The organism is Sorangium sp. So ce321 (genome assembly GCF_051530195.1).
GTDB lineage: Bacteria > Myxococcota_A > Polyangia > Polyangiales > Polyangiaceae > Sorangium.
Genome location: NZ_CP150329.1, coordinates 6,302,559 through 6,315,885 on the forward strand (window position 1 = coordinate 6,302,559; position 13,327 = coordinate 6,315,885).

Sequence of the window (13,327 nt, forward strand, 5' to 3'; positions counted from 1 at the left end):
GCCACACTGGTAGCTTGACGCCCCCGTACGTTTGTGTAGTCTCCGCCGCCCCCGCAGAGAAAGTCCTACGATCATGGCCAATACTCCGAAGTGGAATGTCCGTCTGCGTCACGAATGGCTCGCCACCCCGCTCAAGAAGAAGCGCCTGAAGCGCTGCCAGAAGGCGCGGATCGGCCTGCTCGACGCGGAGCAGCGCAAGGCAGCCAAGCAGAAGCCGGTCCAGGCTGAGCAGCCCGCGAGCTGACCCGCCGACCACCGTGCGGCGATAGCCGGACTGGCCGCGCGAAGACCTCGACATCGCGTGCCGATCACGGTCCGGCAGGTCGGCGTCCTCGCGCGGCGCGATCCGTGGTAGCGTCGCCTCGCGGTGTTCGCCTGCGGTTCGGCGACGGATCGTCGGCCCCCGCCTCGGGCGTGGGCTAACCAGGATTCATGGGAGCGAGGCCCTGAGCGTGTCGGATTCGAGCTTTTCGCCCGGTCGCTCGGGCAGCCCTGCCGTACCCGCGTCCCGTTCTGGCGGAGGCGCGCCCTCGACTGCGCCTGAGGAGGGCGACGGTCCCACCCGCGTCATGAGCGACACGGAGCGGCAGGCCGCTCTTGCCGCCGTCCGCGGAGCGTTGGCTCAGCCCCAGGCAGCCGCCGCCGCGTCAACGACCGCGGAGACGGTTCGCCCACCACCTCCTCCCCCGGGCGGGAGCGCGGCGGCGCACGACCTCGCGCCCGAGACGGTTCGCCCGCTCACGGTGCCAGCCGGGCTCGAGGCGGTCTACGCGACCGCCGACACGGTCCGTCCGCCCGCGCCGCCCGTCGACAGCGCCCCGGGCGAGCAGCCTGCGCAGGTGGACCCGCTCGTCGGCACCACGGTGGTGGGCGCGTACCTCATCACCCGCCTCCTCGGCGAGGGCGGCATGGGCCGCGTCTACGAGACGCAGCACACCCGCATCCCGGGCAAGCGGTTCGCGCTGAAGACGCTCCACCCCGAGCTCTCTCAGCAGCCCACCATCCTCGCGCGGTTCCAGCGCGAGGCGGAGGCGGCGGCGTCGATCCGGAGCCCGCACGTCGTCGAGATCTTCGACGTGAACCGGCTGGACGACGGCCGGCCGTGCATCATCGCCGAGTACCTGGACGGCCAGGGGCTCGGCGAGCTCCTCGCCGCGTCGGGAGGACGGCTGCCGGTCGGCACGGCGGTGCGGATCGCGCGCGAGGTCTGCGAGGGCATCGCGGCCGCGCACGCCGCGGGGGTCGTGCACCGGGACATCAAGCCGGAGAACATCTTCCTGACCGGCGACCCGGCGTGTCCGACCGTGAAGGTCCTCGATTTCGGCATCTCGAAGACCTCCGAGCCGTCGGCCCTCACCAGGACCGGCATGGTGCTCGGAACACCGGCCTACATGGCCCCGGAGCAGGCGAAGGGGGACGAGACCGATCCCCGGGCCGACATCTACGCGGTGGGGGCCGTCCTCTACCACGCGCTTACCGGGCAGCGCCCCTTCGAGCGCAGCGACCCGACCTCGACGCTCCTCGCCGTCATGACGGAGGAGCCGCCGGCGCCGCGGTCGCTCAACCCGGAGATCCCGCAGGGGCTGGAGCTCGTCCTCCAGCGCGCCATGGCGAAGGAGAAGGAGGGCCGCCACGCCTCGATGGGCGAGCTCGCCAGCGATCTCGCGCCGTACGAGGAGGCGGCCGCGCCCGGGGGCCCGTCGAGCGCGCGCGCGTCGCTCGCGCGCCAGTCCGTGACCTACGGGAGGCCCTTCGCGCTCTCGTATGCCTTCGGCCTGCCCGCCTCGCCCGCGTCCGAGGCGTACCTGACGCGGCAGATGGTCTTCCTCTCGGCGAGCCTCGGCCTGGGATGGCTCGGCGCGGGCCTCGTCAGCAGCCTCGCCGGCCTCGCGCGCGCCGCGCAGAGCGACGCCGGCGCGCTGTCAGGCCGGGGCGCCGCGCTGCTCACGTTCGGGATCCTGTGCGCCTTGTTCGGCGTCGGGCTGCTCGGCGGCTTCTACGTCTTTCGCCACATCTGGCGGGACGACGTCAGGTTGAACGCGCTCGCGCCGAGGCTCACGACCCCGATCGTGCTCGCCCTCGTGGCCTACGGCGTCGCGTCGCTGCTCGTGCGGCTCCTCGAAGCGGTGGTCCTGCAGCGGGCCGTCGGCATCGCCTGGCCGGTCTGGGACGCGCTGCTCTTCCTGGTCAGCGTGGGCGCCGCGCTCGCGGCCGCCGTGTTCCAGTGGCGAGAGCAGCGGCGATGAGGCCGCGGCCGGCCGGCGCGACGCCGGCCATGGGCCGCGGCCCGGGCCCGTGTTAGGGGAGCGGACCATGCCAGCGCAGGCACCTGGAACGGGCGCCAACCGGGCCAGCGCCCCCGACAGACCGGGCTCGCTCGCCGGGACAGGCAACACCCTGGCCGCCGGCCTCACCGCCTCGGGCGCGCGCGCGTCGATGCTGGCGCGGACGCCGGCCGCGGCGCGGTGGCTGGTCGTGGGCACGGCCGCGACCGTGGCCGTCGTGCTCGCCGCCCCCCTGCTGCGCGACGGCGACTCGCTCGCCCGGCTCGAGGCCGCCGCGGGCGTCGGGCACGCGGGGCCGGCGGGCTCCGCGCTCCGCCGCCCTGTCGCGCCGCGCCCGAGCGACGCGGCACCGGCCAACGAGCTCGCGGCGGCGACCGCGGGCGGCGTGCTCGCGCTCGACGCGCTCGCCGCGCGCTACCCCAAGGATCCCGCGATCTTCCGGGCCCTCATGCTGCGCCACGCGCTCCCGCCCCCTTACCACGCCGCCTCGCTCGCCGCGGCGAAGCGGCTCCTGGAGCTCGATCCGGGGGCGGCCGCCGACGACGACGTGAAGCGCGTCGTCGCGGGCGCCGCCGGCGGACCGCCCGAGGTGGCCGCGGCCGCGCTCGATCTCATGGCGAGCAGCATGGGCAGCCAGGGGGCGGAGCTCCTCTACGACCTCGCGGTGGGCAGCTCGGCGCTGAAGGAGCGCGCCGCGCGCCGCTTCGCCGAGGCCGCGGTCCAGGAGCGGGCGACGCCCGCGCTGCGCATCGCGCACGAGCTGCGCGTCGCCCCGTCCTGCAAGGCGCGGCAGGCCCTGCTGGCACGCGCGGCGGCCGACGGCGATCGGCGCTCCATCGATCTCCTCTCGCCGCTCATCGTCAGCAAGAGCAAGGGATGCGGCTTTCTCGGCATGAGCCGCTGCGCGGCGCCCTGCGCCTCGATCGCGAAGGAGATCAAGGCGGCAATCCAGGCGATCGAGGCCCGCACCGGGCCATCGCCCGGGGCGGCCCCCGAGCCCGAGCGCCCATGATCGCGCCCGAGAGTCGGTGACGTTGACCGAGGGTTGCGCGGGTGGGAGCCTTGCCATATCAGGGCTCAACTCATGTACGTTCCTGCTCAATCCTGGTCGCCCGATTCATGGCGTGAACGTCCCAACGCCGCGCCCCTCCCCTACGACGACGCCGGGGCCGTCGACGCGGCCGTCGAGAAGCTCCGGGCGCTGCCGCCGCTCGTGACCTCGTGGGAGGTCGAGCGGCTCAAAGGCCACCTGGCCCAGGCGCAGATCGGCCGCCGGTTCGTGCTGCAAGGGGGCGACTGCGCGGAGACGCTCGACGACTGCCGCCCGAACATCGTCACGAACAAGCTCAAGATCCTCTTGCAGATGTCGCTCGTGCTGGTGCACGGCGCCCGCCAGCCGGTGGTGCGCCTCGGGCGCTTCGCCGGCCAGTACGCCAAGCCGCGATCGAGCCAGATCGAGACGCGCGACGGCGTGAGCTTGCCCAGCTATTTCGGGGATCTCATCAACAGGGCTCCCTTCGAGGCCGCCGCCCGCCGCCCCGATCCGGGCCTGATGGTCGCGGGTTACCAGCACGCGGCGCTCACCCTGAACTTCATCCGTTCGCTGTCGGAGGGCGGCTTCGCCGATCTCCACCACCCGGAGTACTGGGACCTGAGCTTCCTCGAGCGGGCGGATCTGCCCGGCGAGCTGCGCGAGCGTTACCAGCGGATGACCGAGCAGGTCGGGGAGGCCCTCCGGTTCATGGAGGCGCTCGCCGAGGTGCCTGTCGGGGAGCTGTCGCGGGTCGAGTTCTTCACGAGCCACGAGGGGCTCAACCTGCACTACGAGGCTGCGCAGACCCGGAAGGTCGCGCGCCGCCCCGGCTATTACGACCTGACGACGCACCTGCCCTGGATCGGCGAGCGCACGCGGCAGCCCGACGGCGCGCACGTCGAGTTCTTCAGCGGGGTCCAGAACCCGGTGGGCATCAAGCTCGGCCCGAAGACGGTCCCGGGCGAGGCGATCCGCCTCCTCGACCGGCTGAACCCGGCGGACGAGCCGGGCAAGATCGTGCTCATCGTGCGCATGGGCGCGGGCCGCGTGCGCGAGGGGCTCCCGCCGCTCATCGAGGCGGTGCGGGCGGCGGGGCGCAAGGTGCTCTGGATGTCCGATCCGATGCACGGCAACACCCAGACCACGTCCGGCGGGATCAAGACACGGAATTTCGAGGACATCCTCACCGAGATCGAGGCCAGCTTCGAGGTGCACGAGTCGCTCGGATCCCACCTCGGCGGCGTCCACTTCGAGCTCACGGGCGACGACGTCACCGAGTGCATCGGGGCGGGGCTCACCGAGTCCGATCTCGACCGGCGCTACGCGAGCCTGTGCGATCCGAGGCTCAACTACCGCCAGTCGCTCGAGATGGCCTTCCGCATCGCGCACCGCATGGCGGAGTCCTCCCGACGCCTGAAGGGCTGATCTCCCGGACGTCCGCGGCGGCGGGCACCCCGGAGCTCCGGGGAATGAGCCGCGGAGATGCAGAGAGCACAGAGTCCGCGATCCCCGTGGTGTCCGCTGTGACTCGGTGGTCCACGCTCTCTGTCGGACTCGCCATTTCAGCCCGGTGCCCGCTGTGCCTCGGTGGTCCAAGCTCTCTGTCGGACTCGCCATTCCAGCCCATCTGGCGCCCCTGGCGCGCTCCCTCCCTGGCGCTCCAGAAGCAGGAGTCGCCTGGTGGCGATCCGTCGAGCCTGTCCCCACAGATCTTCGTGGGGGGTAGTTCGCCATGCAGAACATCTCGACTCAACAGGGTGAAAGCCGGCACGGAGAGGGACAGGCCACGACGGAGGGCTCGCTCGAGGGACAGCAGCGCTCCGCCGCGGGCCCTACGCTGCTCGAGTCTTTCCTGCCGGAGGCCGACATCGTCGTGAACCACGAGATCGTGGTGATGGCGACGCCGGAGGTGACGTACGCGGCGCTGCGGAGGGTGGATTTCGCGAAGAGCCGCTCCCTCCTGCTGCGCGCTGTCCTCGCGCTCCGCGTGGCGGAAGTGCGGCGCGCCCGGCGCCGGCTCGGCCTCGCGCCGCTGCCCGCGCCCGCGCGCGTGTCGCTCCAGAACGTCCAGGACTACGGGCAGATCAAGCTGGCCGAGAAGGAGGGCTCCGAGATCGCCGTCGGCGTGATCGCGCGCCTGATGAGCACCGAGAGCATGTTCGCGGGGCGGACCGCCGCCGAGTTCAAGGCGTTCGATTGCCCCGGGCACGTCAAGGCGGCGGGGAGCTTCGTCGTGACGCCCTATGGCCAGCGCCGGACGATGCTCTCGTACGAGGCGCGGATCCGCGCGACCGACACGCGGACGCGGCGGCAGCTCTTCCTCTGGGACGCCCTGACGGCGCCCCTGACGAAGCTGGTCACCAGCCGGATGCTCCGCCACGTGGCGAGGGTCGCCGAGCGCCAGTGCGCCGCGCAGGGCCACCGCCAGGCGACCTGCTGACGTCCTCGTAACGTCCTCGCCGAGCGGAGCGCCACCCGGAGGCAAGCGCGCGGCCCGCGCGGATCACCGACGACCGCCGGGCGCGCGCCTTGCGCGCCTGACCTCGCTCATGCACCCGGCGCGGCGAAGGAGGCCCGCCGTGCGCCCGATCGCATCGACGAGCCTCGGTCTGACGCGCCGCTGAGCGCGCCAGCGAGGCTCACATCCCCGAGCTCATCTCGCGTGTCGCTGGAGCTGCGCGGCGCCATGAGCGGGCGGCGAGGCGGCATGAGCGCGCCGATCACGGCCGGTCGACGGTGATCTTTGGCGACGTCCACGTCTCCCAGTGGGCGTCGTTGCCCGGGTCGCCGAGCGCCCTGAGCGCGCGCAGCTTGATCAGATAGTCGCCGTCCGGAACGACGACCGACCTCCCGTTGAGCTTCGTCGTGCCCTTCCACCCGTACCGCGTGACCGCCGTCGCCGACGAGCTCTGGCCGACGTGCGAGAGCTCCAGCGCGCGCCCCCACGCCTTGCCGGTGGAGGCCTCGACGATGTCCATGGTCAGCCGCTCCGCGCCGTGATCGAGGTGGGCCATCACGTACGGGATGTCGCTCGACACCAGGGTGAAGGTCGCGCCGCCCGGCTGCGGGGTCACGCGCTCCCCGCTCATCTTGCCGAGCCACGGTGCCCCCTGACCGGACGGCTTGAGGACCGGCACGCTCTGGTAATCGCCCTTGAAGCCCGCGTACGGCACCCGCAGCGTGGCGTCGCTGGCGCCGCCCCGCGGCGTGAACACGACGTAGCCGCCGAACAGGCCGCCGTCCGCGAGCGCGTCGCTCGCCCGGACGGTGACGGAGACGGTCGCGCTCCCGCGGGCGGGGACGGTGACGCTCGCGGCGCTGAAACCGACGCTCGCGGCGCCGGCCGTCGCGGTCCTCGGCGCCCAGTGATCGCCGCCTGTCGCGCACGCCGCGGGCGCGTGCGACAGGTCGAAGGTCACGTCGTCCCAGCTCGTGTTCTCGAGCGTCAGCGTGCGCGCGACGGGGCCGGCCTCGCTCTCGCCGAGCGCGAGCTTGCCGGGGCTGATCACGGTGGTCGCCCGGATGGCGCGGTCGACGCGGATCATCCCCGCCCCCTGCCGGTGCGCGCTCTCCGGCACGCCGGCGCCGGGATCGCCGCTCCACGGCGCGGGGACCGCGCTGTTCTGCAGGACGTCGCGCACGCGCTCCGCCTGGAGCTCCGGGCGCGCGCCGAGCAGGAGCGCGACCGCCCCGGCCACGTGGGGCGACGCCATCGACGTGCCGCTGAGCGTGTCGTACGCGCCGCGCTCGACCGGCACCGTCGAGTAGATCGACCCGCCGGGCGCGGCGAGGTCGGGCTTGAAGGAGAGCGCCGCGCTCAGGCCGTGCGAGCTGAAGCGGGAGACGAGGCCCGCGGTGCCGTTCTGCGCGGCGACGGCCTGGTTGGTCCAGCGGTGGGTCACGGCCCCCGCGTCGAGGCGCGCGTTGAGGAGCTCGCCGTCCGCCTGCGCGATCCCCACGACCGGGATGGTGATCGCGGTGTCTCCCTCGACCGACGGGTTCATCTCCCCGGCGCGATCGTTGTAGATCACGACGCCGGCCGCCCCCGCGGCCTGCGCGCGCGCGGCCTTCTCGGGGAACGGGCACCCGCCGCGACGGACGAGCGCGATCTTGCCCGCGAGGCTCCCCGCCGGGAGCGCCGCGCAGCAGTCGCGCGCGCTGGTGAGCGTCCCCGTGCGCGCGAGGGGAGCGCTCCCCGAGAGCGGCGCGGGCGGGCTGCCGACCGCGCGCGCGTAGCCGATCGCGACGTCGCCCGGCGCGATGGTGAACGACAGGCGGGTGACGCGGGCGCTGTCGACGGACGCGGCGCCGATGACCGCCTCGCCCACGCCGGGCGCGCCCGCGGACCAGAGCCCCTTCTCGCCGCTGTTGCCGATCGAGGCGACGACCACGACGCCCCGCGCGACGAGCTCGTTCGCGCCGATCGCGGTCGGGTAGTCCGGCCACTGGAACGGCGTCCCGATGCTGATGTTGACGACGTCCATGCCGTCGTCGGCGGCCCGCTCCATGGCCTTCAGGATGATGTCGGCGCGCGAGCCGCCGCGGCAGCCGAACACGCGGTAGGCGCCGAAGGTCACGTCCGGCGCCACGCCCTGCACGATCCCGTTCGCCCCGATGATGCCGGCGACGTGCGTGCCGTGGCCCAGGCAGTCGTCCGGGTCGCTATCGGGGACGGGCTGCTTGCTCGCGTCGCCGGAGACGAAGTCGTCGCCGACGAAATCGTGGCCGAACGCCACGCGGCAGCCCGGACCGAAGCACCCGCCGAGATCGGGGTGATGGTAGTCGATGCCGCTGTCGATCACGCCGACGCGGATGTCCTCGCCGGTCACGCCGAGATCCCGGCGCACGCGGTCCGCGCCCGACATCTCGCCTGCGACGGCGAGATCCGGCCCGATCGCGGCCGCGGCGGGCGTCACGTCGAGCTCGACGGGCAGGACGGGGTAGACGGCCTTGACGCCGGGCATGTCCACGAGCGCGGCGGCGCCCTCGCGCGCGACGCGGACGGAGAGGCCGTTCCAGAGCCCCTCGAACGAGAATCGCTGCTTGTACCGGAGCCCTCGCTCGGCGGCCGCCTGACGGAAGCGCTCGCGGTGCTCGTCGAGGAGGCCTCGCTTGCTGGCCGCGCGCGCGCCGCCGCTCGCGGCCGGCGCACGCTCGAGCTCCACGAACCAGAGCTCCGTCGGCTCATCCGGCGAGAACGTGGCCTCGCCGGGCGCCGAGCTCTCCGGAGGGGCCGTATTCTGGCCTGACTCCATGTCTCCAGGCTCTCCGCTGCACCCTGAAAGAGCGATGTAGAGGGAGCCCAGGGCGAACCAGCGCACACGATGTCTCATAAGCCCCTTTCCGCGCGTGCCGAGCATGGATTCAGCTATGTTCGATGTCGCGAATCGGTCAAGCGCGAGCGAGCCGAGAACGGCTCGAGCGCCGAGCCCGGAGCCGTCATCGCCGTAGACCCTGGAAGAGCGCTCGTCGCAGCGCAGCTCTCCGTTCGGGTCGGGCTCCATGAGCTCCGGGATCGAGGCGCCCTGTCAGGGGCGCTGGACGTCACGGTGGCAGTCCTGGAGAGTGGCTGTTATACGTGGTGTCTTCGCTGTTCCGCGAGACCGCTTTGGCGCCGTCATCTGCCCATCGAGGTCTCACAGGAAGGCGTGGAAGACAGGGCGACGTTCAGCGTGCTCTTCCTGGTTTCCCACCTTCCTCTCCACGTGACCGCTCCACGTGACCGCTCCACGTGACCGCGCCGCCCGGGCGGGCAGCGGCCGCCTGCCGGACGAGCGCCGCGAGGCGGCGGAGGGCCCCGGGCGTTGCCGGTCCCCGCGCGCTCGACTAGCGTGGCGCGGCTCTCCGGCGCGGGCGGCGCCGGGGCTCGGATGGGGGATGTGGCATGACGGTCCTGGAGCGCTCCCTGTTCTCGTTGCACCATCGCCTGGTCCACGTGCCCCGCGTGGACCGCGTCGCGCGGGCGCTGGCCGCGCAGGTGGGTCGCGCCGCGTCGCTGCTCGACGTGGGCGCGGGCGACGGGACGATCGCGCTGGAGGTCGCGCGCCGCGCGGGCGCCCAGCGCGTCGTCGGCGTGGACGTGAAGGCGCGGCCCGGGGCGGCGCTGCCGGTCATCGCGTACGACGGCGAGCGCCTCCCCTTCCCCGACGGCGCCTTCGAGGCGGTGCTCCTCTCCGACGTGCTGCACCACTGCGCCCGCCCTGGCGCGCTCCTCGCCGAGGCGCTGCGGGTCGCGTCGCGCGTCGTCGCGCTCAAGGATCATTTCCGCTTCGGCCCGGTGTCGCAAAAGGTGCTGCTCTGGATGGATCTCGTCGGGAACGCGGCGCCGGGCGTCGAGGTGCGCGGGACCTACTTCACCCCGGGCGAGCTCGTCGCGCTCGTGCGCGGCGCGGGCGGGCGCATCACCGGCCTCCAGTGGCCGCTGCGGATCCACGATCTGCCGTTCCGCCTCGTGACCCAGGATCGCCTGCAGTTCGCGGCGCGGATCGAGCGCCTGGCCGAGGGGAGCGCGCGATGACGGAGCTCAGGTCGTTCGTGGTCGGCGGCGCCGGGTTCATCGGGAGCCACCTCACCGATCGCCTGGTCGAGCGCGGCCCCGTGACGCTGTACGACAACCTCTCGGTCGGGCGCCGCGCGTTCGTGGCGTCGCACCTCGCCTCCGGGCGCGCGACGCTCGTCGAGGCGGACGCCCTGGATCTGGAGCGCCTCGCCGAGGCCATGGCGGGCCACGACCTCGTCGTGCACCTCGCGGCGAACCCGGAGGCGCGCTGGGGGCTGGCGCGGACGCGCCTCGATCTCGATCAGGGCACGATCGCCACGTACAACGTGCTCGAGGCGATGCGGCGCGCGGGCGTGGGCCGGCTGATCTTCTCGTCCTCCGGGACGGTCTACGGCGACACGGCGCGCACGTGCGCGGAGGGCGATCTCGGCGCCTTACCCATCTCGCTGTACGGCGCGAGCAAGCTCGCGGGCGAGGCGCTCGTCAGCGCCTATGTCGAGTGCTTCGGCCTCACGGCGTGGATCTACCGCTTCGGCAACGTGGTCGGGCCGCGCGGGACGCACGGCGCGGCGCTCGACTTCCTGAAGAAGCTGCGCGATCGACGGACCGAGCTCGAGGTGCTCGGCGATGGACGTCAGTCCAAGCCGTACCTCGATGTCCGCGACTGCGCGGAGGGCATCCTGTTCGGCTTCGACCACGCCCGAGAGCGGCTGAACATCTTCAACCTCGCGCCCGAGGACGCGACGAGCGTCTCGCGCATCGCGGCGCTGTGCGTGGCGGCGTCGCCCTACCCGGACGCGGTGATCCGGTATCAGGGCGGCGAGCGCGGCTGGCCTGGCGACGTGCCGCGCTCGCGGATGGATCCGGGCAAGCTTGCGTCGCTCGGGTTCCGGGTGCGTCACACGAGCGACGAGGCCGTGCGCATGGCGGTCGAGGCGCTGGCGAGCGAGGTGTTCGGGGGCGAGCCGGCGGCGTGATGCGCCCGGCGCGTTGTCGCGCGCTCGGGCGACGATGTAGGCTCCCGGCATGGCCGAGCTCACTCTCTACATCGGAAACAGGTCCTATTCGTCATGGTCGCTCCGGCCCTGGCTTCTCCTGAAGCAGGCCGGCGCCACGTTCGACGAGGTGGTGATCCCGCTCCGGGCGCCGGGCGTGCGCACGCCGGAGATCCAGCGACACTCCCCCTCGGGCAAGGTGCCCGCCTTGAAGCACGGGGCGCTCACGGTCTGGGAGTCGCTCGCGATCGGCGAGTATGTGGCCGAGCTCTTCCCCGAGGCGAAGCTCTGGCCGGAGGCGCGCGAGGCGCGCGCCGTCGCGCGGGCGGTGAGCGCCGAGATGGCGAGCAGCTTCACCGCCCTCCGCACCGCGCTGCCGATGAACGTGCGGCGGAAGATCCAGGGCGTGGCGATCACGGAGGCGGCCTCGCAGGACGTCGCGCGCGTCCAGTCGATCTGGGGCGATTGCCGCTCGCGCTTCGGCCAGGGGGGCGAGTTCCTGTTCGGGCGCTTCAGCGTCGCGGACGCGATGTACGCGCCGGTCGCGACGCGGTTCGACACGTACGGGATCGAGCTCGACGCCGTCTCGCGGCGCTACGTTGCGTCGATCCTGGGGCTCCCCGCGATGCAGGAGTGGATCGCGAAGGCCAAGGAGGAGCCGCACATCATCGAGGAGTACGAGGCGCTCGGCGTCGTGGGCAAGTAGATCGGGCTCCGTCGCCGCCAACGCTGCTGCGGCTGACGACGGGAAGCGCTACTAGTCCCGGACATGCCGCACGAACTCGACCTCATCCTCACGCTCACGGGCGGCCTCACCGCGGCCCTTGCGCTCGGCTTCATCACCCAGCGCATGAGGCTGTCGCCCATCGTCGGCTACCTGCTGGCCGGGATCCTCGTTGGCCCCTTCACGCCAGGGTTCGTCGCGGACAAGCCGCTCGCGGACCAGCTCGCCGAGATCGGGGTCATCCTGCTGATGTTCGGGGTCGGCCTGCAGTTTCACGTGCGCGAGCTCCTCGCCGTGCGGAAGGTCGCGATCCCCGGCGCGCTCATCCAGATCGCGGTCGCCACGGCGCTCGGGGTCTTCGTCGGCCGCGCCGCGGGCTGGTCGTGGGCCGCGTCGGTCGTCTTCGGCATCGCGATCTCGGTGGCGAGCACCGTCGTGCTCACGCGGGTCCTGAGCGACAGCCACGTCCTGCACACCCCCGCTGGCCACCTCGCCGTGGGCTGGCTCGTGCTCGAGGACGTCTTCACCGTGCTCGTGCTGGTGCTGCTGCCCGGCCTTGTCGGCGGCGGCGACAGCGGCGCGACGGGCATCGCGCTCTCCGTGGGCCTCGCGCTCCTGAAGCTCGCCGGGCTCGTGGCCTTCACCTTCATCGTCGGGCAGCGCGTCATCCCGACGTTGCTCGGGTACGTGGCGAAGACGGGCTCGCGGGAGCTCTTCACGCTGACGGTGCTCGTCGTCGCGCTCGGCGTCGCGGTGGGCTCGGCGAAGCTCTTCGGCTCGTCGATGGCGCTCGGCGCCTTCCTCGGCGGCCTCGTCGTCGGCCAGTCCGACTTCAGCTCCCGCGCCGCCTCGGAGGCGCTCCCGATGCGCGACGCGTTCGCGGTGCTCTTCTTCGTCTCCGTGGGCATGCTCCTCGACCCCTCGCAGCTCGCCGCGAGCTGGCCCGCGGCCGTGGCGACGCTCGCCGTGGTGCTGATCGGCAAGCCGCTCGCCGCGCTCGTCGTGGTGCTGCTGCTGCGCCGCCCGATGCAGACCGCCTTCGCCGTGGCCCTCTCGCTCGCGCAGATCGGCGAGTTCTCGTTCATCCTCGCGACGCTCGGCCGGCAGCTCGGCGTGATGCCGGACGAGGCCACGCAGGTGCTCGTCCTCGCGTCGATCGTGTCGATCACGCTGAACCCGCTGCTGTTCAGCGCCCGGGGCCGCTTCGCGCGGTGGACGTCGGCGCTCTTCCTCCGGCGGCGACCCGCGGCCGGCGCCGACAGCGCGGAGGGCGAGGCGGCGCCGGCGGACGACCTCGCGCACCGCACCGTCGTCGTGGGCTACGGCCCTGTTGGCAGGACGCTCACGCGGCTGCTCCGGGAGAACGGCATCGAGCCGACCGTCGTCGAGCTGAACCTCGACACGGTGAAGGAGCTGCAGGGCCAGGGTATCCGCGCGATCTACGGCGACGCCACGCAGCGGGAGATCCTCGAGCGCGCCGGGGTCGGGGCGGCGGACAGCCTGCTGTTCACGTCGGCGGGCGCGCCGGGGAACGGGGTGATCGAGCAGGCGAAGGGCGTGAACCCGAAGCTGTTCGTCCTCGCCCGCGCCTTCTACCTGCGCGAGGTGCCCGTGCTGAAGAAGGCGGGCGCCGACGTCGTCGTCACGGGCGAGGCGGAGGTCGCGTTCTCGATGACCGAGCGCCTGCTCGTGCGGCTCGGCGCGACGGCCGAGCAGGTCGAGCGCGAGCGCGAGCGCGTCCGGAGCGAGCTGTTCCGCCTTCCGGCGTGATGGCTCGCCGGCGCGCGCGGC

The 13,327-nt window shown here is 72.9% G+C and carries 10 protein-coding genes; 9 read left to right on the forward strand and 1 reads right to left on the reverse strand.

Annotation, left to right across the window (positions count from 1 at the left end; all coding sequences use genetic code 11):
• Positions 1-73 precede the first annotated feature (73 nt).
• From WME89_RS23180 to WME89_RS23200, 5 genes are all read left to right on the forward strand, one after another.
• On the forward strand, positions 74-244 hold the full coding sequence (locus tag WME89_RS23180; protein ID WP_437593914.1) for a hypothetical protein: 171 nt from the start codon (positions 74-76) through the stop codon (positions 242-244).
• Between the two features lie 373 nt (positions 245-617).
• Positions 618-2,246 carry a serine/threonine-protein kinase gene (locus tag WME89_RS23185; protein WP_438011290.1) on the forward strand — a complete coding sequence of 543 codons (1,629 nt, stop codon included), beginning with the start codon at positions 618-620 and terminating at the stop codon, positions 2,244-2,246.
• 67 nt (positions 2,247-2,313) lie between these two features.
• Entirely contained in the window at positions 2,314-3,297 is a 984-nt protein-coding gene (locus tag WME89_RS23190) for a hypothetical protein (RefSeq protein WP_438011291.1), read from the forward strand.
• Between the two features lie 72 nt (positions 3,298-3,369).
• The gene (locus WME89_RS23195; RefSeq protein ID WP_438011292.1) at positions 3,370-4,743 is read left to right on the forward strand and encodes a 3-deoxy-7-phosphoheptulonate synthase class II; all 1,374 of its coding nucleotides are present in this window, start codon (positions 3,370-3,372) and stop codon (positions 4,741-4,743) included.
• A gap of 307 nt (positions 4,744-5,050) precedes the next feature.
• On the forward strand, positions 5,051-5,758 hold the full coding sequence (locus tag WME89_RS23200; RefSeq protein WP_438011293.1) for a hypothetical protein: 708 nt from the start codon (positions 5,051-5,053) through the stop codon (positions 5,756-5,758).
• A gap of 280 nt (positions 5,759-6,038) precedes the next feature.
• Here WME89_RS23200 and WME89_RS23205 read toward each other — a convergent pair whose 3' ends face one another.
• Positions 6,039-8,573, reverse strand: coding sequence for a S8 family serine peptidase (locus WME89_RS23205; protein ID WP_438011294.1), 2,535 nt, complete (start codon positions 8,571-8,573; stop codon positions 6,039-6,041).
• Between the two features lie 629 nt (positions 8,574-9,202).
• On the opposite strand from WME89_RS23205, the gene WME89_RS23210 reads away from it, so the two are divergent.
• The 4 genes from WME89_RS23210 (at position 9,203) to WME89_RS23225 (ending at position 13,306) form a co-directional block, all read left to right on the forward strand.
• Positions 9,203-9,835, forward strand: coding sequence for a class I SAM-dependent methyltransferase (locus tag WME89_RS23210; protein WP_438011295.1), 633 nt, complete (start codon positions 9,203-9,205; stop codon positions 9,833-9,835).
• The gene (locus WME89_RS23215) at positions 9,832-10,794 is read left to right on the forward strand and encodes an NAD-dependent epimerase/dehydratase family protein (RefSeq protein ID WP_437627413.1); all 963 of its coding nucleotides are present in this window, start codon (positions 9,832-9,834) and stop codon (positions 10,792-10,794) included. The genes WME89_RS23210 and WME89_RS23215 overlap by 4 nt, the downstream gene beginning before the upstream one ends.
• Positions 10,795-10,843: 49 nt before the next feature.
• On the forward strand, positions 10,844-11,518 hold the full coding sequence (locus WME89_RS23220) for a glutathione S-transferase N-terminal domain-containing protein (protein ID WP_438011296.1): 675 nt from the start codon (positions 10,844-10,846) through the stop codon (positions 11,516-11,518).
• Between the two features lie 63 nt (positions 11,519-11,581).
• Positions 11,582-13,306, forward strand: a complete 1,725-nt coding sequence (locus WME89_RS23225; protein WP_438011297.1) for a cation:proton antiporter — start codon at positions 11,582-11,584, stop codon at positions 13,304-13,306.
• The last annotated feature ends 21 nt before the right edge of the window (positions 13,307-13,327 follow it).

Excerpts from the sequence above, each read along its gene's own strand:
- WME89_RS23190 (WP_438011291.1), top strand. The coding sequence starts at position 2,314 with ATGCCAGCGCAGGCACCTGGAACGGGCGCCAACCGGGCCAGCGCCCCC.
- WME89_RS23200 (WP_438011293.1), top strand. The coding sequence starts at position 5,051 with ATGCAGAACATCTCGACTCAACAGGGTGAAAGCCGGCACGGAGAGGGA.
- WME89_RS23215 (WP_437627413.1), top strand. The coding sequence starts at position 9,832 with ATGACGGAGCTCAGGTCGTTCGTGGTCGGCGGCGCCGGGTTCATCGGG.
- WME89_RS23205 (WP_438011294.1), bottom strand. The coding sequence starts at position 8,573 with ATGGAGTCAGGCCAGAATACGGCCCCTCCGGAGAGCTCGGCGCCCGGC.
- WME89_RS23220 (WP_438011296.1), top strand. The coding sequence starts at position 10,844 with ATGGCCGAGCTCACTCTCTACATCGGAAACAGGTCCTATTCGTCATGG.
- WME89_RS23180 (WP_437593914.1), top strand. The coding sequence starts at position 74 with ATGGCCAATACTCCGAAGTGGAATGTCCGTCTGCGTCACGAATGGCTC.
- WME89_RS23195 (WP_438011292.1), top strand. The coding sequence starts at position 3,370 with ATGTACGTTCCTGCTCAATCCTGGTCGCCCGATTCATGGCGTGAACGT.
- WME89_RS23210 (WP_438011295.1), top strand. The coding sequence starts at position 9,203 with ATGACGGTCCTGGAGCGCTCCCTGTTCTCGTTGCACCATCGCCTGGTC.
- WME89_RS23225 (WP_438011297.1), top strand. The coding sequence starts at position 11,582 with ATGCCGCACGAACTCGACCTCATCCTCACGCTCACGGGCGGCCTCACC.